Origin of the sequence: Citrobacter sp. wls714 (assembly GCF_005281025.1) — a bacterium.
Lineage (GTDB): Bacteria > Pseudomonadota > Gammaproteobacteria > Enterobacterales > Enterobacteriaceae > Citrobacter > Citrobacter werkmanii.
In genome coordinates, this window is record NZ_SZWZ01000097.1 from 146,541 (window position 1) to 170,630 (window position 24,090).

General features: G+C 55.3%; 21 protein-coding genes and 1 pseudogene. 9 read left to right on the forward strand and 13 right to left on the reverse strand.

What is annotated here, in order from left to right; all coding sequences use genetic code 11:
- Nucleotides 1–68 precede the first annotated feature (68 nt).
- The 5 genes and pseudogenes from hcaE to hcaD all read left to right on the forward strand — a co-directional run.
- Nucleotides 69–1,430: a 3-phenylpropionate/cinnamic acid dioxygenase subunit alpha gene (hcaE, locus tag FDX11_RS22670; RefSeq protein ID WP_137398560.1), complete on the forward strand. Its 1,362-nt coding sequence runs from the start codon at nucleotides 69–71 to the stop codon at nucleotides 1,428–1,430.
- Entirely contained in the window at nucleotides 1,427–1,945 is a 519-nt protein-coding gene (gene hcaF / locus FDX11_RS22675; RefSeq protein WP_042306702.1) for a 3-phenylpropionate/cinnamic acid dioxygenase subunit beta, read from the forward strand. The genes hcaE and hcaF overlap by 4 nt, the downstream gene beginning before the upstream one ends.
- Nucleotides 1,945–2,262, forward strand: coding sequence for a 3-phenylpropionate/cinnamic acid dioxygenase ferredoxin subunit (hcaC, locus tag FDX11_RS22680; protein WP_042306700.1), 318 nt, complete (start codon nucleotides 1,945–1,947; stop codon nucleotides 2,260–2,262). The genes hcaF and hcaC overlap by 1 nt, the downstream gene beginning before the upstream one ends.
- The gene (gene hcaB / locus FDX11_RS22685; RefSeq protein ID WP_137398561.1) at nucleotides 2,262–3,050 is read left to right on the forward strand and encodes a 3-phenylpropionate-dihydrodiol/cinnamic acid-dihydrodiol dehydrogenase; all 789 of its coding nucleotides are present in this window, start codon (nucleotides 2,262–2,264) and stop codon (nucleotides 3,048–3,050) included. The genes hcaC and hcaB overlap by 1 nt, the downstream gene beginning before the upstream one ends.
- Nucleotides 3,051–3,087: 37 nt before the next feature.
- Nucleotides 3,088–4,209: pseudogene (gene hcaD / locus FDX11_RS22690) on the forward strand (phenylpropionate dioxygenase ferredoxin reductase subunit); the annotation flags it as partial.
- A 78-nt stretch (nucleotides 4,210–4,287) separates the two neighbouring features.
- Here hcaD and glyA read toward each other — a convergent pair.
- Nucleotides 4,288–5,541 (reverse strand): serine hydroxymethyltransferase, encoded by a 1,254-nt coding sequence (gene glyA, locus FDX11_RS22695; protein WP_032939458.1) that lies wholly within the window; start codon nucleotides 5,539–5,541, stop codon nucleotides 4,288–4,290.
- A 326-nt stretch (nucleotides 5,542–5,867) separates the two neighbouring features.
- On the opposite strand from glyA, the gene hmpA reads away from it, so the two are divergent.
- Complete coding sequence (hmpA, locus tag FDX11_RS22700) at nucleotides 5,868–7,058, forward strand: NO-inducible flavohemoprotein (protein ID WP_137398563.1); 1,191 nt, start codon at nucleotides 5,868–5,870, stop codon at nucleotides 7,056–7,058.
- A gap of 94 nt (nucleotides 7,059–7,152) precedes the next feature.
- Here the strand turns inward: hmpA and glnB are convergent, their stop codons facing one another.
- From glnB to purL, 5 genes are all read right to left on the reverse strand, one after another.
- Nucleotides 7,153–7,491: a nitrogen regulatory protein P-II gene (gene glnB / locus FDX11_RS22705; RefSeq protein WP_000717694.1), complete on the reverse strand. Its 339-nt coding sequence runs from the start codon at nucleotides 7,489–7,491 to the stop codon at nucleotides 7,153–7,155.
- 60 nt (nucleotides 7,492–7,551) lie between these two features.
- Nucleotides 7,552–8,886, reverse strand: a complete 1,335-nt coding sequence (glrR, locus tag FDX11_RS22710; RefSeq protein WP_304441077.1) for a two-component system response regulator GlrR — start codon at nucleotides 8,884–8,886, stop codon at nucleotides 7,552–7,554.
- Entirely contained in the window at nucleotides 8,886–9,629 is a 744-nt protein-coding gene (qseG, locus tag FDX11_RS22715; protein WP_061382208.1) for a two-component system QseEF-associated lipoprotein QseG, read from the reverse strand. Before qseG ends, glrR begins: the two co-directional genes overlap by 1 nt.
- Nucleotides 9,630–9,651: 22 nt before the next feature.
- A complete protein-coding gene (qseE, locus tag FDX11_RS22720) occupies nucleotides 9,652–11,082 on the reverse strand; it encodes a two component system sensor histidine kinase QseE/GlrK (protein WP_137398574.1) in 1,431 nt (476 codons plus the stop codon).
- Nucleotides 11,083–11,661: 579 nt separating this feature from the next.
- Nucleotides 11,662–15,549 (reverse strand): phosphoribosylformylglycinamidine synthase, encoded by a 3,888-nt coding sequence (gene purL, locus FDX11_RS22725; protein ID WP_137398564.1) that lies wholly within the window; start codon nucleotides 15,547–15,549, stop codon nucleotides 11,662–11,664.
- Between the two features lie 257 nt (nucleotides 15,550–15,806).
- On the opposite strand from purL, the gene mltF reads away from it, so the two are divergent.
- Nucleotides 15,807–17,357, forward strand: a complete 1,551-nt coding sequence (gene mltF / locus FDX11_RS22735) for a membrane-bound lytic murein transglycosylase MltF (protein WP_061382211.1) — start codon at nucleotides 15,807–15,809, stop codon at nucleotides 17,355–17,357.
- Between the two features lie 40 nt (nucleotides 17,358–17,397).
- Here mltF and tadA read toward each other — a convergent pair whose 3' ends face one another.
- From tadA to murQ, 4 genes are read right to left on the reverse strand one after another with little or no spacing between them, the layout of a single operon-like run.
- The gene (gene tadA / locus FDX11_RS22740) at nucleotides 17,398–17,895 is read right to left on the reverse strand and encodes a tRNA adenosine(34) deaminase TadA (RefSeq protein WP_137398565.1); all 498 of its coding nucleotides are present in this window, start codon (nucleotides 17,893–17,895) and stop codon (nucleotides 17,398–17,400) included.
- Between the two features lie 57 nt (nucleotides 17,896–17,952).
- Nucleotides 17,953–18,588: a phosphatidylglycerophosphatase C gene (yfhb, locus tag FDX11_RS22745; protein ID WP_137371291.1), complete on the reverse strand. Its 636-nt coding sequence runs from the start codon at nucleotides 18,586–18,588 to the stop codon at nucleotides 17,953–17,955.
- Nucleotides 18,589–18,591: 3 nt separating this feature from the next.
- Nucleotides 18,592–19,956 (reverse strand): PTS transporter subunit EIIC, encoded by a 1,365-nt coding sequence (locus FDX11_RS22750; protein ID WP_137349366.1) that lies wholly within the window; start codon nucleotides 19,954–19,956, stop codon nucleotides 18,592–18,594.
- A 9-nt stretch (nucleotides 19,957–19,965) separates the two neighbouring features.
- A complete protein-coding gene (murQ, locus tag FDX11_RS22755; protein ID WP_137398566.1) occupies nucleotides 19,966–20,859 on the reverse strand; it encodes an N-acetylmuramic acid 6-phosphate etherase in 894 nt (297 codons plus the stop codon).
- A 117-nt stretch (nucleotides 20,860–20,976) separates the two neighbouring features.
- Here murQ and FDX11_RS22760 point away from each other — a divergent pair, with 117 nt between their 5' ends.
- Nucleotides 20,977–21,825: a MurR/RpiR family transcriptional regulator gene (locus FDX11_RS22760; RefSeq protein WP_137398567.1), complete on the forward strand. Its 849-nt coding sequence runs from the start codon at nucleotides 20,977–20,979 to the stop codon at nucleotides 21,823–21,825.
- Between the two features lie 55 nt (nucleotides 21,826–21,880).
- Nucleotides 21,881–22,141: a YfhL family 4Fe-4S dicluster ferredoxin gene (locus FDX11_RS22765; RefSeq protein ID WP_038642696.1), complete on the forward strand. Its 261-nt coding sequence runs from the start codon at nucleotides 21,881–21,883 to the stop codon at nucleotides 22,139–22,141.
- Here the strand turns inward: FDX11_RS22765 and acpS are convergent.
- The 3 genes from acpS to recO are packed head-to-tail and all read right to left on the reverse strand — an operon-like array spanning nucleotide 22,138 to nucleotide 23,989.
- Nucleotides 22,138–22,518, reverse strand: coding sequence for a holo-ACP synthase (gene acpS / locus FDX11_RS22770; RefSeq protein WP_137360552.1), 381 nt, complete (start codon nucleotides 22,516–22,518; stop codon nucleotides 22,138–22,140). The two genes, FDX11_RS22765 and acpS, sit on opposite strands and share 4 nt — an antisense overlap.
- Nucleotides 22,518–23,249, reverse strand: coding sequence for a pyridoxine 5'-phosphate synthase (gene pdxJ / locus FDX11_RS22775; RefSeq protein WP_003838383.1), 732 nt, complete (start codon nucleotides 23,247–23,249; stop codon nucleotides 22,518–22,520). Before pdxJ ends, acpS begins: the two co-directional genes overlap by 1 nt.
- Nucleotides 23,250–23,260: 11 nt before the next feature.
- Complete coding sequence (recO, locus tag FDX11_RS22780) at nucleotides 23,261–23,989, reverse strand: DNA repair protein RecO (protein ID WP_042306658.1); 729 nt, start codon at nucleotides 23,987–23,989, stop codon at nucleotides 23,261–23,263.
- Nucleotides 23,990–24,090 lie beyond the last annotated feature (101 nt).

Here is a 24,090-nt window from a genome sequence, read left to right on the forward strand (position 1 = left end):
TAACCAGCAACATCCTTAGGGTACAAAAAAAGAAGGTCAATACATCTTAGCTTTCAGGATTAAAAAATATGACCATACCCTCAAATTTAGACATCTACCGACTGATCGACACGCAAAACGGTCGCGTAACCCCACGTATTTATACCGACCCTGACATTTACCAACTGGAGCTGGAACGCATCTTTGGACGCTGCTGGCTGTTTCTTGCCCACGAAAGCCAAATCCCCAAACCGGGCGATTTCTTTAACACCTATATGGGCGAAGACGCCGTGGTGGTGGTGCGCCAGAAGGACGGCAGCATCAAAGCGTTTCTCAACCAGTGTCGCCACCGCGCGATGCGCGTGAGTTACGCCGACTGCGGTAACACCCGCGCCTTCACCTGCCCGTATCATGGCTGGTCGTACGGCATTAACGGCGAGCTAATCGACGTGCCGCTGGAGCCGCGCGCCTACCCGCAAGGGCTGTGCAAATCCCACTGGGGCCTGAACGAAGTACCGAGCGTCGAGAGCTACAAAGGGCTTATTTTCGGTAACTGGGATACCACCGCACCGAATCTGCGCGATTATCTCGGCGACATCGCCTGGTATCTCGACGGCGTGCTGGATCGCCGTGAAGGCGGCACTGAAATCGTCGGTGGCGTGCAGAAGTGGACCATTGACTGTAACTGGAAATTCCCCGCTGAACAGTTCGCCAGCGACCAGTATCACGCGCTGTTCAGCCACGCTTCCGCCGTGCAGGTACTGGGCGCGAAGGATGACGGCAGCGACAAACGCCTCGGAGACGGTCAAACCGCTCGCCCGGTCTGGGAAACCGCCAAAGACGCGCTGCAGTTCGGCCAGGACGGGCACGGCAGCGGCTTCTTCTTTACCGAGAAACCAGACGCCAACGTCTGGGTCGACGGTGAAGTCTCCAGCTACTATCGCGACACCTATCAAGAGGCCGAGCAGCGTCTGGGCAAGGTACGCGCGCTGCGTCTCGCCGGTCACAATAACATTTTCCCCACGCTCTCCTGGCTGAACGGCACCGCCACGCTGCGCGTCTGGCATCCGCGCGGACCGGACAAAGTCGAAGTATGGGCGTTCTGCATCGCCGATAAAGCCGCCTCTGATGATGTCAAAGCCGCTTTTGAAAACAGCGCCACCCGCGCCTTCGGCCCGGCGGGGTTCCTTGAGCAGGACGACTCGGAAAACTGGTGTGAGATTCAAAAACTGCTGAAAGGCCACCGGGCGCGCAACACCAAACTGTGCCTGGAGATGGGTCTCGGCCAGGAAAAACGCCGTGAAGACGGCATTCCGGGGATCACAAACTATATCTTCTCGGAAACCGCCGCCCGCGGCATGTATCAGCGTTGGGCCGATTTATTAAGCAGCGAAAGCTGGCAGGAAGTGCAGGAAAAAACCGCCGCATACCAGCAGGAGGTGATGAAATGAGCGCGTTAGTCTCCCCTGAGCTGCATCACCGCATCAGCCAGTTCCTGTATGAAGAAGCGCGTCTGCTGGACGACTGGCAGTTTCGCGACTGGCTGGCGCAACTGGATGAAGGCATTCGCTACACCATGCGGACCACGGTGAATGCCCAGACGCGCGACCGCCGTAAAGGCGTACAGCCGCCGACCACCTGGATTTTCAACGACAACAAAGACCAGCTTGAACGCCGTATCGCGCGGCTGGAAACCGGCATGGCGTGGGCCGAAGAGCCGCCTTCTCGCACCCGCCACATGATCAGCAACCTGCAGGTGAGCGAAACCGACCAGCCGGACGTATTCGCCGTGCGCCTGAACTATCTGCTGTACCGCGCACAAAAAGAGCGTGACGAGACGTTCTACGTCGGCACGCGCATGGATAAAGTCCGTCGTCTGCCGGGCGACGAATGGCGCTTACTGGAGCGTGAGATCGTGCTCGATCAGGCGGTGATCAGCTCCCACAACCTGAGTGTACTGTTCTGATGAGCCGCATATTTGCCTGCTCCGCCACGGAGCTGCCGGAAGGTGAAGCCCTCCGGCTGGAAACCTCTCCCGTTATCGCGCTGTTTAACGTTGGCGGTGAGTTTTATGCCATTAACGATCGCTGTAGTCACGGTAACGCCTCGATGTCAGAGGGCTATCTGGAAGACGACGCCACGGTGGAGTGCCCGCTGCACGCCGCCAGCTTCTGCCTGAAAACCGGCAAAGCGCTGTGCCTGCCCGCCACCGATCCGCTCACCACCTATGCGGTGCATGTGGAAGGCGGCGAGGTGTTTATTGATTTACCTGAGGAGTCCTGATGAGCGATTTACGCGATAACGTTGTGTTTATTACCGGCGGTGGCTCCGGGCTGGGGCTGGCACTGGTAGAACGCTTTATTGAAGAAGGTGCGAAAGTCGCCACACTCGAGCTGTCCGCGGCGAAGGTTGCCAGCCTGCGCCAGCGCTTTGGCGATCATGTGCTGGCGGTAGAAGGCAACGTTACCTGCTACGCCGACTACCAGCGCGCGGTGGATAGTATCCTCATCACCTTCGGCACGCTGGATTGTTTTATCGGCAACGCGGGTATCTGGGATCACAATGCTTCGCTGGTCAATACGTCCGCCGAGGCGCTGGAGAGCGGCTTCCACGAGCTGTTTAACGTTAACGTGCTGGGTTACCTGCTGGGTGCAAAAGCCTGCGCCCAGGCGTTAATCGCCAGCGAAGGCAGCATCATCTTTACCCTGTCTAACGCCGCGTGGTATCCCGGCGGCGGCGGGGCGGCCACCGGGTTGATTCGCCAGTTGGCCTACGAACTCGCCCCCAAAGTGCGGGTGAACGGCGTCGGCCCGTGCGGCATGGCCACCGATCTGCGTGGCCCGCAGGCGCTCGGTCAGAACGATACCTCAATAATGCAGTCGCTGACGCCGGAGAAAATTGCCGCCATTCTGCCGCTGCAGTTCTTCCCGGAACCGGCTGACTTCACCGGACCGTACGTGATGCTGGCTTCACGCCGCAACAACCGTACGCTAAGCGGCGTGATGATCAACGCCGATGCCGGGCTGGGGATCCGTGGGATCCGCCACGTGGCCGCCGGTCTGGATCTGTAAGGAGCGAGTATGAGCGAACAGATTATTGCCATTATCGAGCGGGCCGCTGCATCTTTTCTCCAATGAAATGCATTTACCTTACGAGCGCCCACCGCTCTCGAAGGCCATGCTGCTGGACGATAACCCACAGCTTCAGCCAGTTCTGCCCGCCAACTGGTGGCAGGAACACAACGTGCAGTTGCATATGGGCGTCACGCTACGCGAGATTGATCGCGCCTCGCGTACGTTAACGCTCGCCGACGGGCAAACCTACCGCTGGACGCAGCTGCTGCTGGCGACCGGGGCCGCCGCCAGGCCGCTGCCGCTGCTGGATGCGCTGGGCGATCGCTGTTTTACCCTTCGTCATGCGGGCGATGCCGAGCGCCTACGCACCGTTCTACAACCAGGGAAATCAGTGGTCATCGTCGGCGCGGGCACCATTGGCCTGGAGCTGGCGGCCAGCGCTACCCAGCGCGGTTGCCGGGTGACGGTAGTCGAACTGGCGGATACGGTGATGGGCCGCAATGCGCCTGCGCCAGTGCGCGACTATCTGTTATCCCGCCATCAGCAGGCCGGGGTGAGAGTGCTGCTCAATAGCGCCATTGAGCACGCCGAAGCGGGCGAGTTCCTCTCGCTTACCCTGCAAAATGGCGAAACGCTACAGGCTGATGCCGTGGTTTACGGCATCGGCATCGTGGCGAACGATATGCTGGCCCGCGACGCGGGGCTGGAAACGGCCAATGGTATTATTGTCGATAGCGCCTGCGCCACCTCCGACCCGGTCATTTTCGCCGCCGGTGATGTGGCGCTCACTCGCCAGCCGGACGGCTCGTTAAGGCGCATCGAAAGCTGGGAAAATGCCAACTGCCAGGCGCAAGTTGCTGCCGCCGCGATGCTCGGTTTGCCCTTGCCCACTGCCACGCCAGGCTGGTTCTGGACCGATCAATACAGTGATAACCTGCAATTTGTTGGTGAAATGCAGGGAGAAAGCTGGCTCGTACGTGGCGATCCTGATGCGCAGAAAGCAATATGGTTTAGTCTGCAGAATGATGTCATTGTCGGCGCAGTGACGTTGAACCAGGGCCGGGAAATGCGCTTATTGCGGAAATGGATTCAGGCAAAGAAAAAGCCGCCAGTGGCGGCTTTAGTCGATGAAACAATCTTGCTTAAGTCAATATAACTGGCGGATGTCTCTTCGTTTATCCGGCCTACACGTGAGTTACCTGTAGGCCGGATAAGGTCCGGCAATCAATGTTATTTACGCGTAAACCGGGAAGCGTGCGCAGATATCCAGCACTTTGCCTTTGATGCGCTCAATTACCGCTTCATCATTGATATTGTCCAGAACATCACACATCCAGCCAGCCAGCTCTTTCACTTCCGCTTCTTTAAAGCCACGGCGAGTGACAGCCGGGGAACCGATACGGATACCGGAAGTCACAAACGGGCTCTTCGGATCGTTCGGTACGCTGTTTTTGTTGACGGTGATGTTAGCACGGCCCAGTGCGGCGTCAGCTTCTTTACCGGTCAGGTTTTTATCAACCAGATCCAGCAGGAACAGGTGGTTTTCAGTCCCACCAGAAACCACTTTGTAGCCACGGTTCAGGAACACTTCCACCATCGCTTTGGCGTTTTTCGCAACCTGCTGCTGGTAGACTTTGAACTCTGGCTCCATCGCTTCTTTCAGCGCCACAGCTTTCGCTGCGATCACGTGCATCAGCGGGCCGCCCTGCGCGCTTGGGAACACAGCGGAGTTCAGTTTTTTGTACAGCTCTTCGTCACCGCCTTTCGCCAGGATCAGGCCACCGCGCGGACCCGCCAGGGTTTTGTGCGTGGTGGTGGTGACAACATGAGCGTGTGGAACCGGGTTCGGGTAAACGCCAGCGGCAATCAGACCGGCAACGTGCGCCATGTCGACGAACAGGTATGCGCCGATGCTATCAGCGATTTCACGCATTTTTGCCCAGTCAACCACGCCGGAGTAGGCAGAGAAGCCACCGATGATCATTTTCGGCTTGTGCTCTTTGGCCTGCTTAGCCATGTCTTCGTAGTCAATTTTACCGGACTCATCAATGCCGTAAGGAATGATGTTGTACAGTTTGCCGGAAAAGTTAACCGGGGAGCCGTGAGTCAGGTGGCCGCCCTGCGCCAGGTTCATACCCAGCACGGTATCGCCCGGCTGCAGCAGCGCGGTGTAGACAGCGAAGTTAGCCTGAGAGCCAGAGTGCGGCTGGACGTTAGCGTAGTCAGCGCCAAACAGCTCTTTCGCGCGATCGATAGCCAGTTGCTCAACGATATCAACGTATTCGCAACCGCCGTAGTAGCGCTTGCCCGGATAACCTTCAGCGTATTTGTTGGTCAGCTGAGAACCCTGCGCCTGCATTACACGCGGGCTGGTATAGTTTTCGGAGGCGATCAGTTCGATGTGCTCTTCCTGACGTACTTTTTCCTGCTCCATAGCCTGCCACAGTTCGGCATCATAATCGGCAATGTTCATTTCACGCTTTAACATCCGCATCTCCTGACTCAGCTAACAATAGAATTTCGGCCTAAAAAGGCAGTCCCGTTGGACGACGGCCAACAGTATAACCGAATCATTCTTCGATAACAGGTCTTGACAAAGGATTTTACGCAAACGATTACCTTCACGGCACACAAGGCTTTGGAGAACAAAGGTCTGCCGAATTTCAACGGATTTCTTTTCAGGTTTGTGATGCAGATTTTTCACGATGTAACCTTTACAACGCAAAGTTACAAAGAACCATTTACAATGCAGGGGTATTTTTTATAAGATGCATTTGACATACATCATTAAAGTTTCAGATAAAGGAAGACCGTATGCTTGACGCACAAACCATCGCTACAGTGAAAGCCACCATTCCCCTGCTGGTTGAAACAGGCCCGAAGCTGACCGCCCATTTCTACGATCGCATGTTTACGCATAACCCAGAGCTGAAAGAAATTTTCAACATGAGTAACCAGCGCAATGGCGACCAACGTGAAGCGCTGTTTAACGCCATTGCCGCGTATGCCAGCAACATCGACAACCTGGCAGCACTGTTGCCAGCCGTTGAGAAAATCGCGCAGAAACATACCAGCTTCCAGATTAAACCAGAGCAGTACAACATCGTAGGAAGTCACCTGCTGGCCACGCTGGACGAAATGTTCAGCCCGGGCCAGGAAGTGCTGGATGCGTGGGGCAAAGCATACGGCGTGCTGGCGGGCGTGTTTATTAACCGTGAAGCGCAAATCTACAGCGAAAATGCCAACAAAAATGGCGGTTGGGAAGGCACGCGTCCTTTCCGTATCGTGGCGAAAACGCCGCAAAGCCGCGCGATTACCAGCTTTGAGTTTGAACCCGTCGACGGCGGCGCAGTGGCTGAATACCATCCGGGTCAATACCTGGGCGTCTGGCTGAAACCAGAAGGTTTCCCGCATCAGGAAATTCGTCAGTACTCACTGACCCGTAAGCCAGATGGCAAAGGCTACCGTATTGCCGTGAAGCGCGAGGATGGTGGTCAGGTTTCAACCTGGCTGCATAACCACGCCAATGTCGGCGATGTGGTTCACCTGGCCGCGCCTGCAGGCGATTTCTTTATGGACGTCGCGACCGATACGCCGGTGTCGCTGATTTCCGCAGGCGTGGGCCAAACGCCGATGCTGGCGATGCTGGATACGCTGGCGAAAGCCAATCATATGGCGCAGGTTAACTGGTTCCACGCGGCGGAAAATGGCGATGTACATGCTTTCGCCGATGAAGTAAAAGAACTCGGCAAAACGCTGCCACGCTTTAGCGCGCATACCTGGTATCGTGAGCCAACCGAAGCCGATCGCGCGAAAGGTGCATTTGATAATATTGGTCTGATGGATCTGAACAAACTGGAAGGGGCAATCAGCGATCCGGCGATGCAGTTTTATCTGTGCGGCCCGGTCGGCTTTATGCAGTTCGCCGCGAAGCAACTGGTCGGTCTGGGCGTGAAAAACGAGAACATTCATTACGAATGCTTTGGCCCGCATAAAGTATTGTAATTACGTCATGCCGCATGGCGCTGCGCTTATCCGGCCTACGGGATGTTGTAGGTCGGATAAGGTGACACCGCCCATCCGGCAAGCATGACGCGGCTTAGATTGCCGCGTCGTCTTCTTCACCGGTACGAATACGAATAACGCGCGCCACGTCGAAAACAAAAATCTTACCGTCACCGATTTTACCGGTCTGCGCGGTACGAATAATGGTGTCAACGCAGGTATCGACGATGTCGTCGGGAACCACAATTTCAATTTTTACCTTCGGCAGAAAATCCACCATGTATTCCGCACCACGGTACAACTCGGTATGGCCTTTCTGGCGGCCAAACCCTTTCACTTCTGTCACTGTCATACCGGTAATGCCGACTTCAGCCAGCGCTTCACGGACGTCGTCCAGCTTGAAAGGTTTAATAATCGCATCAATCTTTTTCATGCTATTCCTTGAAAAGGTCGCCTGTCTTTTGATCGAATAAAACTAACATAATCCGCAGATTTATTCTTTGAAATCGTTTGCATCCAGCTCATGGCGAGAGAGCAACTTGTAGAATTCGGTGCGGTTGCGCCCCGCCATTCGCGCCGCGTGGGTCACATTGCCTTTTGTGATTTGCAGCAGCTTGCGCAGGTAGTTGAGTTCAAACTGATTGCGCGCTTCAACAAACGTCGGCAGCGCGGTGTTCTCCCCTTCCAGGGCCTGCTCCACCAGCGCATCGCTGATCACCGGCGAAGAGGTCAAGGCCACGCACTGCTCGATCACGTTGACCAACTGACGCACGTTGCCCGGCCAACTGGCGGTCATCAAGCGCTTCATGGCGTCGGTAGAAAAGGCGCGCACAAACGGCTTATGCCGTTCTGCAGACTGACGCAGCAGATGGTTTGCCAGCAACGGAATATCTTCCGTACGCTCGGCCAGCGCCGGGATCTTCAGGCTTACCACGTTGAGGCGATAATACAAATCTTCGCGAAACTCGCCCCGCGCCATCGCTTTCGGCAGGTCGCGGTGGGTAGCGGATATAATGCGCACATCAATGTCGATATCGCGGTTACTGCCCAGCGGCCTGACCTTGCGCTCCTGTAAAACGCGCAGCAATTTGACCTGTAACGGCGCGGGCATATCGCCAATCTCATCAAGAAACAGCGTCCCGCCTTCCGCCGCCTGAAACAGGCCCTCACGATTGCTTACCGCCCCGGTAAAGGCACCGCGCGCATGCCCAAACAGTTCGGACTCCAGCAGTTGTTCCGGTAACGCGCCACAGTTAATGGCAATAAAAGGCTTGTGACTACGCGGGCTGGCATTATGAATCGCCTGGGCAAACACCTCTTTCCCGGTTCCGCTCTGACCGTTAATCAATACGCTAACATCTGATTGCGCGACCATCCGCGCCTGTTCTAACAAACGCAGCATCAGCGGACTGCGGGTGACGATGGACTCACGCCAACTGTCATCAGTGGCTGGCGCAGACTGTTCCAATGCACCATCAATCGCGTGGTATAACGCGTCTTTATCCACCGGCTTGGTGAGAAAACTGAACACCCCTTGCTGCGTCGCGGCAACGGCGTCAGGGATGGAACCGTGAGCAGTGAGGATAATAACCGGCATTCCAGGCTGCACTTTCTGGATTTCAGTAAACAGCTGCATGCCGTCCATTTCATCCATGCGCAGGTCACTGATAACCAGATCCACTTTTTCGCGGTTCAGCACCCGTAACCCTTCCTGCCCACTTTCGGCGGTTACTACGCTGTAGCCTTCGCTGGTCAGTCGCATACCGAGCAATTTCAACAGGCCCGGATCGTCATCCACCAGCAGCAGATGTGCGGGCTTACGGCTTATCATGGTGTGACCTCATCGGCAGATGGCGCAGTGCCATCCTCGTTATCAGGCGTGGTGAGTTTATCATTTCCGTGCGGCGCATCAGGATTGTAGCTGCCGGCAGGTTTGCGCGTGGAAAGCTGACGTTCAATATCGGTCAGATTCTCCAGCTTACGGGTTGTGAGATCGAGCTGGGACTGCAAATGCTGCTGCTGTTGACGCAGAGTATCCAGATCGCTGTCCGATGTTTGCTGGAGTTTGCTGTAGCGCATACGCTCTTCGGCAAGCTGCAACTGCAACGTCTGGCTGCTGCGCCAGACCTGATACAGCGGGCGAACCTGTGGCGGAATTTGCGGGCTTAATGCGTCGAGGCGCGTAACAGCCTCCCGTCTTTCAGGTGGCGTAATATTGGCGTTATCGAGCAGGATCCCGCGCCTGAAAGCCCCCTGCCAGGTATCTGGCACCATCATACTGGCTTCACTGCGCGCCTGTACCGGCATCAGGCGATTGGCGCAATCCATCGCCCGCAGCCAGTATAGCGGATTGGTGTCTGTGGGCTGACCAGACAGCGACCAGATATCGCTACAGTCGGTTGCAAGATAGTCCGCCAGTTGGTAAGGCGGAATTTTCTCCTGCGAGGGGTCGCCGATAATATGATTCACCGCGTTCGGCACGCACCCGGCCAGCGCCAGACACGGCAGGCTTGCGAGGATGATGCGGCGGAAAAAATGTCGTTTAAGCATTCGGACAACAACGTGTGGCATACTCACCAGACTTAGGTTTATTTTAGTGATTTTTTGCAGCAGATAGCGGCAATTCTATGCGAAAGCAAACGCTTTGCGCATAGTCATCAACCAGATACAGTTTGCCTCGCATACGGCGGATGCAATCTCTGGCAATGCTCAGCCCCAACCCGCTTCCTTTTACCGCCCCTTTTCGCTGATGGCTACCCTGGAAAAAAGGCTCGAAGATCATGGTCTGTTCTGCTTCTGGAATCGGTGTACCGGTATTCGTTATATCGATGTATACCGTTGAGCCATGCAAACTGCTGCGGATCCAAATGTTACCGGATTCAGCGCCATAGTGCACCGCATTGGAATAAAGATTGTCCAGCACGCTCATCAACAGCATCGGTTCTGCCAGGCAGGTGTTCGCCTCAAGCGTTACCTCAGTATGTATCATTTTGCCGCGAGCAGGCAGACTATGTGCAGAAACAACGCTTTCAACCAGCGGCGCGATTTCCACACTCTCAAGCTCAACCTCGTCATCTGCCAGCTTGCGGTTGTAATCAAGAAGCTGCTCAATCAGCTTTTGCAGGTTACGGCTGCTGTCATCCAGAATACCGACCACCTCTTTTTGCTCCGGCGTTAGCGGTCCCACAACCTGATCGGCCAGCAACTCCGTCCCTTCGCGCATACTCGCCAGCGGCGTTTTCAGCTCATGGGAAAGATGACGTAAAAACTGATGCCGTTGCGACTCAAGCCAGGAAAGACGTTCGCTCAACCAGATAATGCGCTGACCGACAGACCTCAGCTCACGCGGCCCGGTAAATAATACGCTGTCGCCCAGCGAACGCCCTTCCCCCAGCCGATTGATCATCCGTTCTATGCCTTTCACCGGGCCGATAATCATGCGAGTGAACAGCAGTACCATCGCCAGACTGACGAGAAACAGCACCAGCGCCTGCCAGCCAAAGAACTGCCCACGTTCGGCAATTTCCTGCTGTAGCTGCTGACCACGAGAAAAGACCACGGTGCGCGTTGCTTGTACCATCTCGGTATTGGCATTGGCGAACGCTTCCAGCCGGGCTGCCGCTACGCTATCTGGACCGCTGTTATTGCACTGTAATTGCGCGAGGTCGTTGAGATCCTGACGTAATGCCTGATAAAGCTTGGTATCCGGCAACACGCCCGCATGCGCATCCAGCATGTCGCTATAGCGTTTACGCTGACTCTGGTAGACCTTTGCCAACGTTGAATCATCAAGCACACAATACTGCCGGTAGCTACGCTCCATCTCCAGCGCGGCGTTGGTCATCGCCTCACTGCGTCTGGCGTCAATCAGCGTGGTGCGGTTCGTCAGCGCCGCCTGCGCGCTCAAAGCATTCAGGCTTTGCCACGCCTGCCAGGCCAGAACTAACAACGGCAGCAGAATCAGCAAGAATGCCAACATAACCAATTGACGTAAAGATCGGGGGAAAACTGACCAGCGCTTCAAGGCGTTACTCTCATTGGACAGGAATAACTTGATGCTAACTGAGGGGAACGCCAGATACAACAAAGCCGGGATTAACCCGGCTTTGTTGTGGAATAAGGCGGTGCCTAACTCGACGTTTCGCCCGGAGGTTGATATGAGCCATGCTAATATCAGATGTTGGACGGCAGGCACCTTGTTGTGCGTCATTCGAAGTTTATGTAGCGCTTCCCGAAGGGGCTGACATAAGAAGGTGAATGAGCCACTGGTTAATATTATGCAGTATCTGTGCCAATATTCAAAACACTTTGTTAACACAATGATAGATATGAAAAATATCGTTATTCACGTTAAAAATGGTTCTGCCGTTTTTTTGCACTTCCTGTCGCCAATCAGCAACACCTGTAGCACATAAAAACAAAACCATTTTACATCAAATAGTTAAATGTCTCTTTTTGGCGACAGCCTACTCCCACCTATGTCGGGGTTTCCCGACACTTTAATTTTGCGGTGCAAGCGCTGAGTTTATTGCCGGATGGCGGCGTACAGAGAGACAGGCAAAAAAAGCCCCTCGCAGGAGGGGCTTAATGGCTATCGGGCTAATTAACCGAGCTGTTTACGCGCGTTGCGGAAAATACGCATCCACGGGCTGTCTTCGCCCCAGTTTTCCGGGTGCCAGGAGTTAGCCACGGTGCGGAACACACGTTCCGGGTGCGGCATCATAATGGTGACGCGACCGTTTTCAGTGGTAACGGCAGTAATACCGTTCGGTGAACCATTCGGGTTAGCCGGGTAAGTTTCGGTCACCTTACCGAAGTTATCAACGTAGCGCAGCGCCACCAGGCCTTTGCTCTCAAGCTGAGCCAGATGCGCGTCGTCACGCACTTCCACACGGCCTTCACCGTGAGAAACGGCAATTGGCATCATCGATCCAACCATATCGCTGAGCAGTAAAGATGGGCTTTGCGTCACTTCGACCAGGCTGAAGCGGGCTTCAAAACGATCGGAGTGGTTACGCACAAAGCGCGGCCACAAGTCGCTGCCCGGGATCAGCTCGCGCAGGTTAGACATCATCTGACAACCGTTACACACCCCAAGCGCCAGCGTTTGCGGGCGATGGAAGAAGGTTTCAAACTCGTCACGCACGCGGTTGTTGAACAGAATCGACTTCGCCCAGCCCTCCCCGGCGCCAAGCACATCGCCGTAAGAGAATCCGCCGCAGGCTACCAGCGCCTGGAAATTCCCCAGACCGATACGCCCGCCCAGCAGATCGCTCATGTGTACGTCGATAGCATCGAAGCCCGCACGGTGGAAAGCTGCCGCCATCTCGACGTGGGAGTTCACCCCCTGCTCGCGCAGTACAGCGACTTTTGGACGTGCGCCGGTGGCGATATACGGCGCGGCAACATCGTCATTGATATCGAACGTCAGTTTAACGTTGAGGCCTGGATCGGCGTCGTTGGTTTTAGCGTCGTGTTCCTGATCGGCACATTCCGGGTTGTCGCGCAGACGCTGCATCTGCCAGGTGGTTTCTGCCCACCACATACGCAGGGAGGTACGGCTTTCGCTGAACACCGACTGTCCATTAGCGGAGAGAGTGAAGCGGTCGCCTTCGACGGCTTTACCGAGGTAGTGTACGCAGTCTGCCAGGCCGTTGGCCGCCAGAATGGCTTCCACCGCATCACGGTCAGCGGCGCGAACCTGGATCACCGCGCCCAGCTCTTCGTTAAACAGCGCCGCCAGGCGATCGTCGCCCAGGGTGCTGATATCAGCCTCAATACCACAGTGCCCGGTGAAAGCCATTTCCGCCAGCGTCACCAGCAAGCCACCGTCGGAGCGGTCGTGGTAGGCCAGTAGCTTGCGCTGTGCGACCAGCGCCTGAATGGCGTCGTAGAAGCCTTTCAACTGCGCCACGTCACGTACGTCGGCCGGTTTGTCGCCCAGTTGACGGTAAACCTGCGCCAGCGCCGTTGCGCCCAGTGCGTTGTGGCCCAGACCAAGGTCAATTAACAACAGGGCATTATCTTCAGTAGAGAGCTGTGGAGTAATAGTGTGACGCACATCTTCCACGCGGGCAAAAGCGGTGATCACCAGCGACAACGGCGAGGTCATTTCTCGCTGCTCGTTGCCTTCCTGCCAGCGGGTTTTCATCGACATCGAGTCTTTACCTACCGGAATAGTCAGGCCAAGCGCCGGACACAATTCTTCCCCAACAGCTTTTACCGCTTCGTACAGGCCGGCATCTTCACCAGGGTGACCCGCGGCCGCCATCCAGTTAGCGGAGAGTTTAATGCGTTTGATGTCGCCAATCTGTGTTGCCGCAATGTTAGTCAGCGCTTCCCCTACCGCCAGACGGGCAGAAGCTGCGAAGTCCAGCAGAGCGACTGGCGCACGTTCGCCGATAGACATCGCTTCACCATAGTAGCTATCAAGGCTGGCGGTGGTCACCGCACAGTTAGCCACGGGGATCTGCCACGGCCCGACCATCTGGTCACGCGCCACCATACCGGTAACGGTACGGTCGCCGATGGTTACGAGGAACGTTTTCTCAGCGACCGTCGGCAGGTGCAGTACGCGGTTCACCGCATCGGCAATCGAGATTTCGCCACGATTCAGGGCATCGCCCTTAGCTTTCAGCGTCTGCACGTCGCGGGTCATCTTCGGCGTTTTGCCCAGCAGCACGTCCAGCGGCATATCGATCGGCTGATTGTCGAAGTGGCTGTCGCTCAGGGTCAGATGCTGCTCTTCGGTGGCTTCGCCAATCACCGCGTACGGCGCGCGCTCACGCTTACACAGTTCATCAAACAGCGGCAACTGGTCAGCGGCAACCGCCAGCACATAGCGCTCCTGGGATTCGTTACACCAGATTTCCAGCGGGCTCATACCCGGCTCGTCGCTGAGGATATCGCGCAACTGGAATTTACCGCCGCGACCGCCATCGCTGACCAGCTCCGGCATGGCGTTAGACAAACCGCCCGCACCGACGTCGTGAATAAACAGAATCGGGTTGGCATCGCCCATCTGCCAGCAGCGGTCGATAACTTCCTGACAGCGGCGTTCCATTTCCGGGTTATCGCGTTGTACGGAGGCGAAGTCGAGGTCGGCATCAGACTGACCCGAGGCCATAGAGGACGCTGCCCCGCCGCCGAGGCCGATGTTCATCGCCGGGCCGCCGAGAACGATCAGCTTCGCGCCGACGACGATCTCGCCTTTCTGCACGTGATCGGCACGGATGTTGCCGATCCCGCCCGCCAGCATAATCGGTTTGTGGTAGCCGCGCAGCTCTTCACCGTTGTGGCTGTTAACCTTCTCTTCGTAGGTACGGAAGTAGCCGGTCAGCGCCGGGCGACCAAATTCGTTGTTGAACGCCGCACCGCCCAGCGGGCCATCGGTCATGATATCCAGCGCGGTAACGATACGTTCCGGTTTGCCGAAATCTTCTTCCCACGGCTGTTCGAAGCCAGGAATACGCAGGTTGGAAACAGAGAAGCCCACCAGCCCGGCTTTCGGCTTCGCGCCGCGCCCGGTAGCGCCTTCATCACGAATTTCACCGCCGGATCCGGTTGCCGCGCCCGGCCATGGAGAGATGGCGGTTGGGTGGTTATGGGTTTCTACCTTCATCAGGATATGGGCTGGCTCCTGATGGAAATCGTAGCGACCGGTTTTGTGGTCGGCAAAGTAACGTCCGACTTCGGAACCTTCCATCACCGCGGCGTTGTCTTTATAGGCAGACAGCACGTGGTCCGGCGTGGTTTCAAAGGTATTTTTGATCATCTTAAACAGCGACTTCGGCTGCTGTTTACCGTCGATAACCCAGTCGGCGTTAAAAATCTTGTGGCGGCAGTGCTCAGAGTTAGCCTGCGCAAACATATACAATTCGATGTCGTTCGGGTTGCGCCCCAGTTTGCTAAACGCATCCTGCAGATAGTCGATTTCGTCTTCCGCCAATGCCAGGCCGAGACGCACGTTGGCGTCAATCAACGCCTGGCGGCCCTGGCCGAGCAGATCGACGCTGGAGACCGATGCAGGCTGATGATGCGCAAACAGTTTTTCGGCATCGTTTAGCGCAGAGAAAACCGTTTCCATCATGCGGTCGTGCAGTACGTCGGCAACCTCCTGCCACTGCTCCGCAGTCAGCGTAGAAGCTTCGACATAATAAGCAACGCCACGTTCCAGGCGGCTAATCTGTTGTAGGCCGCAATTATGGGCAATATCAGTCGCTTTAGAAGACCACGGGGAGATGGTGCCCGGACGAGGGGTAACCAGCAGCAGTTTGCCCTCAGGAGCGTGACTGTGAAGAGCTGGACCATATTTCAGCAGGCGTGCAAGCTGTGCGTGCTCATCCTCATTCAATGGTGCGTTCAGATCGGCAAAATGGACGTACTCGGCGTAAATATTGTGGACCTGGAGGTTGGCAGCCTGAAAACGTGCCAGCAGTTTGTTAATACGGAATGCAGACAGTGCAGGTGAACCACGCAGAATTTCCATCATAAGTCTCTCGTCTTCTAAGCTTTCGGTGTGCCCAAGTGGGGGAAACGGGCGGTATTATAAAGAATCTACCGCGCCGACGAAACCGTTTGCGTCGAAATAAAATCGCGGTCTCGTCTTATCATCAAATGCGGTCTGTATTCTGAATAAGTTGCCAACTGACGCAAGTTTAAGCAAAATGCCGCTCATTAATGACGATTTCACTTCTTAAACAACACCACAGCAGGCAGAGACAACGTACGGTTCAGAGAATTAACTAATTGAAAAAATTAAAGATTAATTATCTGTTCATCGGCATATTAACGCTGTTGTTGGCAGCGGCCCTCTGGCCATCCATTCCCTGGTTCGGTAAAGCCGAAAATCGTATCGCCGCCATTCAGTCGCGGGGAGAACTGCGTGTCAGTACCATTGACTCGCCATTAACTTATGCAACCCTCAACGGGAAAAAATTCGGTCTGGATTATGAACTGGCCCAGGCGTTCGCCAACTACTTAGGCGTGAAGTTAAAAATCACTGTGCGCCAGAACATCAGCCAGCTGTTTGACGACCTGGATAACGGGGATGCCGATCTGTTAGCCGCAGGTCTGGTGTATAACAGCGAGCGGGTGAAAAATTACCAGCCCGGCCCGACCTATTATTCGGTTTCACAACAGTTAGTGTATCGGGTCGGTCAATATCGCCCCCGAACCCTGGCCACCGTGAACGATAACCAACTGACCATCGCCCCGGGGCACGTGGTGGTTAACGACCTCCAGCAGCTAAAAGAGAAAAAATTTCCCGATCTGAGCTGGAAAGTGGATGACAAAAAGGGCACCACTGAACTGCTGGATGATGTTATCGCCGGTAAGCTGGATTACACCATTGCCGATTCCGTCGCCATCAGCCTGTACCAACGCGTACACCCTGAGCTGGCCGTCGCGCTGGATGTCTCCGACGAACAACCGGTGACCTGGTTTAGTCGACTGGACGATGACAACACTCTGTCCGCCGCCCTGTTGGATTTCTTTAATTCCATGAATGAAGATGGCTCTCTGGCGCGACTGGAAGAGAAATACCTCGGGCATGGCGATGATTTTGACTATGTCGACACCCGCACCTTTTTGCGCGCCGTCGATAGCGTGTTGCCAGACCTTAAGCCGCTATTTGAAAAATATGCGCAAGAAATAGACTGGCGGCTGCTTGCCGCAATCTCGTATCAGGAGTCGCACTGGGACGCGCAGGCCACCTCCCCGACCGGCGTACGCGGGCTGATGATGTTGACCAAAAATACCGCCCAGAGCCTCGGGCTGACTGACCGTACCGATGCAGAACAGAGCATCAGCGGCGGCGCGCGTTATTTGCAGGATATGATGAGTAAAGTGCCAGATACTGTCCCGGAAGGAGAACGGATCTGGTTTGCGCTTGCCGCCTACAATATGGGTTATGCGCATATGCTGGACGCACGGGCGCTGACGGTCAAAACCAAAGGCAATCCGAATAGCTGGTCCGATGTAAAACAGCGTCTACCGCTGCTCAGTCAAAAGCCGTATTACAACAAGCTGACCTATGGCTATGCGCGTGGTCATGAAGCCTACGCCTATGTGGAAAATATCCGTAAATACCAGATAAGCCTGGTGGGATATCTGCAAGAAAAAGAAAAACAGGCGCAGGAAACGCAGCAGCTGGCGCAGGATTACCCGGCGGTGTCGCCCGCGGAGTTATTAGGTAAAGAGAAATTCCCGCTTTCCGCGTTTCTGTCTCAGACGTCGTCAAACTACCTGACGCACTCCCCTTCTCTGCTGTTTTCAGCGCAAAAGAAAGAGGAAAAGTAGTCTTATCGGCCTGATAAACATCAGGCAATCAGACCGGCATTTACGCATTGGCGGATTTTTTCAGGGCTTTAATTTCCTGACGACGCATACGAAAGAAATCGCTGAGCAGCGTGGCGCATTCATCCCGCAGGATTCCCTCTGTCACTTCAACCCGATGATTCATTCCAGGGTGATGTAGCACGTCAATTAATGAACCCGCCGCCCCCGTTTTCGCATCGCGCGCGCCAAACACTACCCGGCCGATACGACTGTGCACCATCGCGCCAGCGCACATCACGCACGGCTCCAGAGTGACGTACAACGTGGCATCCAACAGACGGTAATTTTGCAGCACCAGGCCGCCCTGACGCAGCGCCATAATTTCAGCATGGGCCGTGGGATCATGGTGACCAATCGGTCGGTTCCAACCTTCGCCAATGACGCGGTTATTATGCACTAATACCGCGCCCACCGGGACTTCACGCTCATCCCAGGCGCGCTTAGCCAGCGTTAAAGCATGACGCATCCAGTATTCGTGGCTAAATTCAACTTCAGACAAAGGGGGTAACTCCAGTAATCAAAGCGGGCGCATTATACACAGACGCTATCGTTTACTCTATTCGAGTTGTTGCAGTTCCCCACGCGGCGTGACGCGCCAGCGATGCTGACAAAAAGAGAGCAGCGGGTTGTCCTGCTTACTGTCGCTATAACCACTATAAAGTTGCAGCGGCGTGCCAATCTGGCGTTCCAGCTGTGTCACTTTCTCATGCCCCAGACAGCGCAGAGGCAGCACCCAGCCACCGTATCCCCGCGCCATTTTACTGGCGATCAGATTGACGCGCGGTAGCCACGGAGTATCAAAGTAAACCTGCTCCACCAGCGACTGTGGGGAACCGGTGATAAGCCAGATGTCGGCGTCAGAACTCAACAGATAAGTGGTCAGCCGCTGCTGTACGAGCGGAAACGCCGTCACGTTATCGCGAAACCAACGTACAAAATCGGCCTGGTGCGCTTTCAGACGCGCCTCGCTACGACCAAAAGTACATCCCCACAACAGCAGACTCATTGGCCAGCGGGCCGCGCGTCCTTTTATCAACAACGCCAGCGCAATCACCGGTAACAGAGGCAGCACAAGCAGCACGTTCAGCGGCTGGCGGCGCAGCAGATAACGAATAAAACTCCCGAACATATCCTGCTGATGTAACGTGCCATCCAAATCAAAAAAGACAACGCGGCGCTGGTGATTGGTCAAGCTTTATTCCTCTGGATCGTTGAACCCCAATAGCCAGGTAAACAGAAACCCGGCAATAACTGCTACCAGATAGCCTAACAGATAGAGCATCACTTTTCCGGTAACAATCGTTAATGCCAGCGGTAATCCTGAGATACCAAAGGTGATAACCGTCGCCACTTTCCAGTAGCTTATCAGCGCCCCGCCTACCGCTCCGCCAAGACAGGCACCAATAAACGGCTTACCCAACGGTAGCGTAACGCCAAAAATCAGCGGTTCGCCAATCCCCAATAATCCAACCGGCAACGCCCCTTTGATCACCTTTTTTAGTCGTGCGTTGCGGGTTTTCATCAGCACCGCAATCGCAGCACCGATTTGCCCAACACCCGCCATTGCAAGGATTGGGAAGAGCGCGTTATAACCGTGCGCCTGCACCAGTTCGACGTGGATAGGCACTAACCCCTGATGAAGCCCGGTGAGCACCAGCGGCAGGAAGGTTCCCGCCAGTATAGCGCCGACCAGAAAACCGCCGCGATCGATAGCCCAGGATGCGCCGTGAGCGATAGATTCGGAAATCCAACCACCCAACGGTTGCAGCGCCACTATCGCAATAGCCCCGGTAATAATGGTGGTCAGCAGTGGGTTAAGGATCAGTTCCAGTGATTCCGGCAGCAGTTCACGGAATTTGCGTTCGATCCAGCACATCAACGCTACCACCAACAGCACGGCGATTACCCCGCCGCGCCCCGGCTGCAACGTTTCGCCAAACAGGGTAATTTGCGCCAGTTGCGGGCTGGAGAGGATCCCCGCCATCACTCCGCCCATCGCCAGAGAACCGCCGAAGACTTTAGCGGTATTGACCCCGACCAGAATATTCATAATGGCAAACACGGCGCTGCCAAATATGCCCATCAGTCCAAGTAAATTCGGATAGTGGGTCGCAAAATCCCCGACGATATCCGGCCGCTTAAGGATGTTAATAATGCCGGTAATTAAACCGGAGGCGATAAACGCCGGAATAAGAGGGATAAAGACGTTCGCCAGCTTACGCAACGCATCGCTCATCGGCGCTTTGTATTTCGCTTTAGCCGCTGACTTCGTGCGCTCGATATCATGTACATCGGTGCGCTCGCCGTCATCGGCAATCAGGGAGCGCATAGCATCCACCACCCTGGCGGCTTTACCGGGGCCGACGATGATCTGGTGCTGCGCGCCCTGCTTCACGTAGCCGCTGACGCCGGACAGTTGCTTGAGCCGCGATACATCGAGCTGACCCTCATCCCGGACTTCCACCCTGACACGGGTCATACAGTTTTCCAGGCGCAGAATATTTTTCTCTCCGCCAACGCCCAGCAGAATGTCGCTGGCCAGCACCGCCGTCTTATCCATATACACCTCTTAGTGTTCTAACGCCGCGCGTAAAAAACCCTGGTGAGCGGCAAGCTTTTCGCGGGCGGCAGCGGCGTCCAGGCCGGTGAGCGCCATTAAAATGGCGGGTTTAACCTCAAAGTCAGTCTGCTTTAACAGCGCTTGCGCCTGCTCACGCGCAATACCAGTGGCTTCAACCACCATGCGACACGCCCGATCGACCAGTTTGACGTTGGTGGCCTGCATATCCACCATCAGGTTCTGATACACCTTGCCAAACTTCACCATCGCACCGGTGGAGATCATATTGAGCACCAGTTTTTGCGCGGTGCCGGATTTCAGTCGAGTAGACCCCGTCAGGGCCTCCGGTCCTACCACGGGGGAGATGGCAATATCCGCTTCATGCGCGATAGGAGAGTCCGGATTGCAGGAAATTGCCACCGTCGTACAGCCTACCGTCCGGGCATATTTCAGCCCGCCAATCACATACGGCGTACGACCTGAAGCCGCCAGACCCACCACCAGATCCTGTGCGGTAAGACTGAGCGTACGCAGATCGTCTTCACCTAACTGCGGGTTATCTTCCGCGCCCTCAACCGCCTTCAGCAACGCGCCCGGTCCTCCGGCTATCAGGCCAACCACCAGACCGTGCGGTACGCCGAAAGTCGGTGGGCATTCAGACGCATCCAGAACCCCAAGACGCCCGCTGGTACCCGCGCCCATGTAAATAATGCGTCCGCCCGCTTTAAGCGCATCAGCCGCCGCATCGACCGCTAGCGCAACTTCAGGAAGAGTGGCTTTTACTGCTTCTGCTACCAGCGTATCCTGTTGATTAAAACGATGAACCAACTCCAGCGTGGAGAGCGCATCAAGATCCATGGTCTGAGGGTTACGGGTTTCTGAAACTAATGCACCGAGATTCATTTTTTGGTCCTTAGGAATTTTTAATTCATAATAATCTGTCATAATGGAATATTATATTCATCCAGGCGAGTGAAATTTTGTTTTGTAATCGCCATCACGTTTTCGCCAGGAGACAGCATGAACTGTTTAATTCGCATTCGTCAGCGTTACCCGGATCTCGCGCAAAGCGATAAAAAACTTGCGGATTATCTCCTCGCTCAACCGGATACCGCGCGTCACCTCAGCTCACAGCAGTTGGCTTTTGAAGCGGGCGTCAGCCAGTCCAGCGTGGTGAAGTTCGCGCAAAAATTAGGCTTTAAAGGATTTCCGGCACTGAAACTGGCGATTAGCGAAGCGCTGGCCAGCAATCCCAACCCCCATTCTGTTCCGGTGCATAATCAGATCCGAGGTGATGACCCTATGCGTCTGGTGGGTGAAAAGCTGATTAAGGAGAACGCGGCGGCGATGCATGCGACGCTGGATATTAACAGCGAAGAAAAACTGTTGGAGAGCGTCACGATGCTGCGCTCTGCCCGACGTATTATTCTGACCGGTATTGGCGCATCGGGTCTGGTAGCGCAGAATTTTGCCTGGAAGCTGTTGAAGATTGGTTTTAACGCGGTGGTTGAACGCGATATGCACGCGCTGCTGGCGACGGTGCAGGCGCTTTCGCCAGGCGATCTACTGCTGGCTATTTCGTACACCGGTGAACGCCGCGAGCTTAATCTGGCGGCAGATGAAACGCTGCGTACCGGGGCCAAAATTCTCGCCATCACCGGCTTTACGCCCAATGCCCTGCAGCAACGCGCAAGTCATTGTCTGTATACGATTGCCGAGGAGCAGGCCACGCGCAGCGCCGCGATCTCCTCCACCCATGCGCAAATGATGCTCACCGATTTACTGTTTATGGCGCTGGTGCAGCAGGATCTGGAGCATGCTCCGGAACGCATTCGTCACAGCGAAGCGCTGGTAAAAAAACTGGTCTGAGCAAAGAATGCGCGTATAATGCCCGCCCGATTTGTGATGTTTTGAGAGTTTCCTGATGGCCCTGTTAATCACTAAAAAATGTATCAATTGCGATATGTGCGAACCTGAATGCCCGAATGAGGCGATTTCGATGGGTGACAGCATTTACGAGATTAACAGTGACAAATGTACGGAATGCGTAGGCCATTATGACACGCCAACCTGCCAGAAGGTGTGCCCGATCCCCAATACTATTTTGAAAGATCCGGCACATTTAGAGAGTGAAGAGCAGTTGTGGGATAAATTCGTCCAGATGCATCACGCGGACAAAATCTAACTTTCAATAATCACCGTGGCGCAGGCGTAGTGACGCTCATCGGCCAGCGTCACATGCATATGTGCGACGCCGAGTTTTTCCGCCAGGCTTAACGCCTCCCCCCATAACCGCAGACGCGGCTTACCGAGTTCATCGTTAAAGACCTCGAACTGATTAAACGCCAAGCCGTTGCGAATACCCGTACCAAAGGCTTTTGCTGCTGCCTCTTTAACCGCAAAACGCTTCGCCAGAAAACGCACCGGCTGCTGATGCGTTTCCCAGATTGCCCATTCGTTGTCGCTGAGCACGCGTCTTGCCAGACGGTCACCGGAGCGGGAGATCACCGCTTCAATGCGGGCAATCTCCACGATATCCGTACCTAATCCCAAAATCGCCATTAACCACGCGCTTCCAGCATCAGGCGTTTCATTTCTACTACCGCGTCTTTCAGACCGCTCATCACTGCGCGTCCGATAATGGCATGACCGATGTTCAGTTCGTGCATTTCCGGGATCCGCGCGATGGCCTTAACGTTGTGATACGTCAGACCGTGACCCGCATTCACCTTCAGGCCAAGGCTTGCGGCAAAAGTTGCCGCTTTCGCAATACGCGCCAGTTCGCTGGCCTGTTCCGCGTCAGTTTTTGCATCAGCGTAACAGCCGGTGTGAATTTCAATAAACGGCGCGCCAACTTCAGCAGCGGCTTTGATCTGTTCTTCATCGGCATCGATAAACAGTGAAACCAGGATGCCGGCATCCGCCAGGCGTTTACAGGCGTCACGCATCTTGTCGCGTTGACCGGCGACATCCAGACCACCTTCAGTGGTAACTTCCTGGCGCTTTTCCGGCACCAGGCAGCAAAAATGCGGCTTAGTCTCAACGGCAATCGCCAGCATCTCTTCGGTTACCGCCATTTCCAGATTCATACGCGTATCCAGCGTCTGACGCAGAATACGCACGTCTCTGTCGGTGATATGGCGACGGTCTTCACGCAGATGCACAGTAATGCCGTCTGCGCCCGCCTGTTCAACGATAAACGCCGCCTGAACCGGGTCCGGGTATGCGGTGCCGCGAGCATTACGTAAAGTGGCAATGTGGTCAATGTTGACGCCTAACAGTAATTCAGCCATGACAATCCTCGTTAATCATTTTTAATTTTTACTGCGCGTTTTGGCATAAATTGCCGGAACAGTTCCCGGCTTTTTAACGGCTTACCACCAAGATACGGCTTTAACGCCATGCGGGTAAAGCGTTTCGCAGCGCGAAGCGTATCAACATCCGGAAATTCACGCGACTCAAGCGCTTTCAGATGGCGTCCGGTAAAGGTGGCGTTATCAATCACGACACTTGCGATAAATCCTTTCTCTTCCCGATAACGATAGGTCATGGTGTCATCTACCGGCTCGCCGCTGCCCGCGCAGTGGGTAAAATCCACGCCGTAACCCAGATGACCGAGTAAAGCCAGTTCAAAGCGGCGTAGGGCGGGTTCGGGCGACCCCGTCGCGCCTGCCAGCGCCTGAATACAGTTCAGGTAGTCGAAAAAGAGTTCAGAAAAGCGAGTCTCGTATTCAAGCACGCGCGAGATAAGCTCGTTGATATACAGGCCGCTGTATAACGTAATACCGCTTAGAGGGAGTGCCAGAGAGACGGCTTCGGCGCTACGCAAGGTTTTGACCTCACCACGCCCACCAAAGCGAAGCAGTAACGGAGTAAAAGGCTGGAGTGCGCCTTTGAGATTAGAACGTTTGGAACGCGCGCCTTTGGCAACAAGGCGCACGCGGCCCGATTCTTCCGTGAAGACGTCCAGCACGAGACTGGTTTCGCTCCACGGGCGGCTGTGCAGGACAAAAGCGCGTTGCCATCCTTCCATCATAATACTCGTCGTCTTTCAAGTTGCAGGTGCGTTGGCTGCGCCCGTTCACCCCAGTCACTTACAAGAGTAAGCTCCCGGGGATTCACGGACTTGCCGCC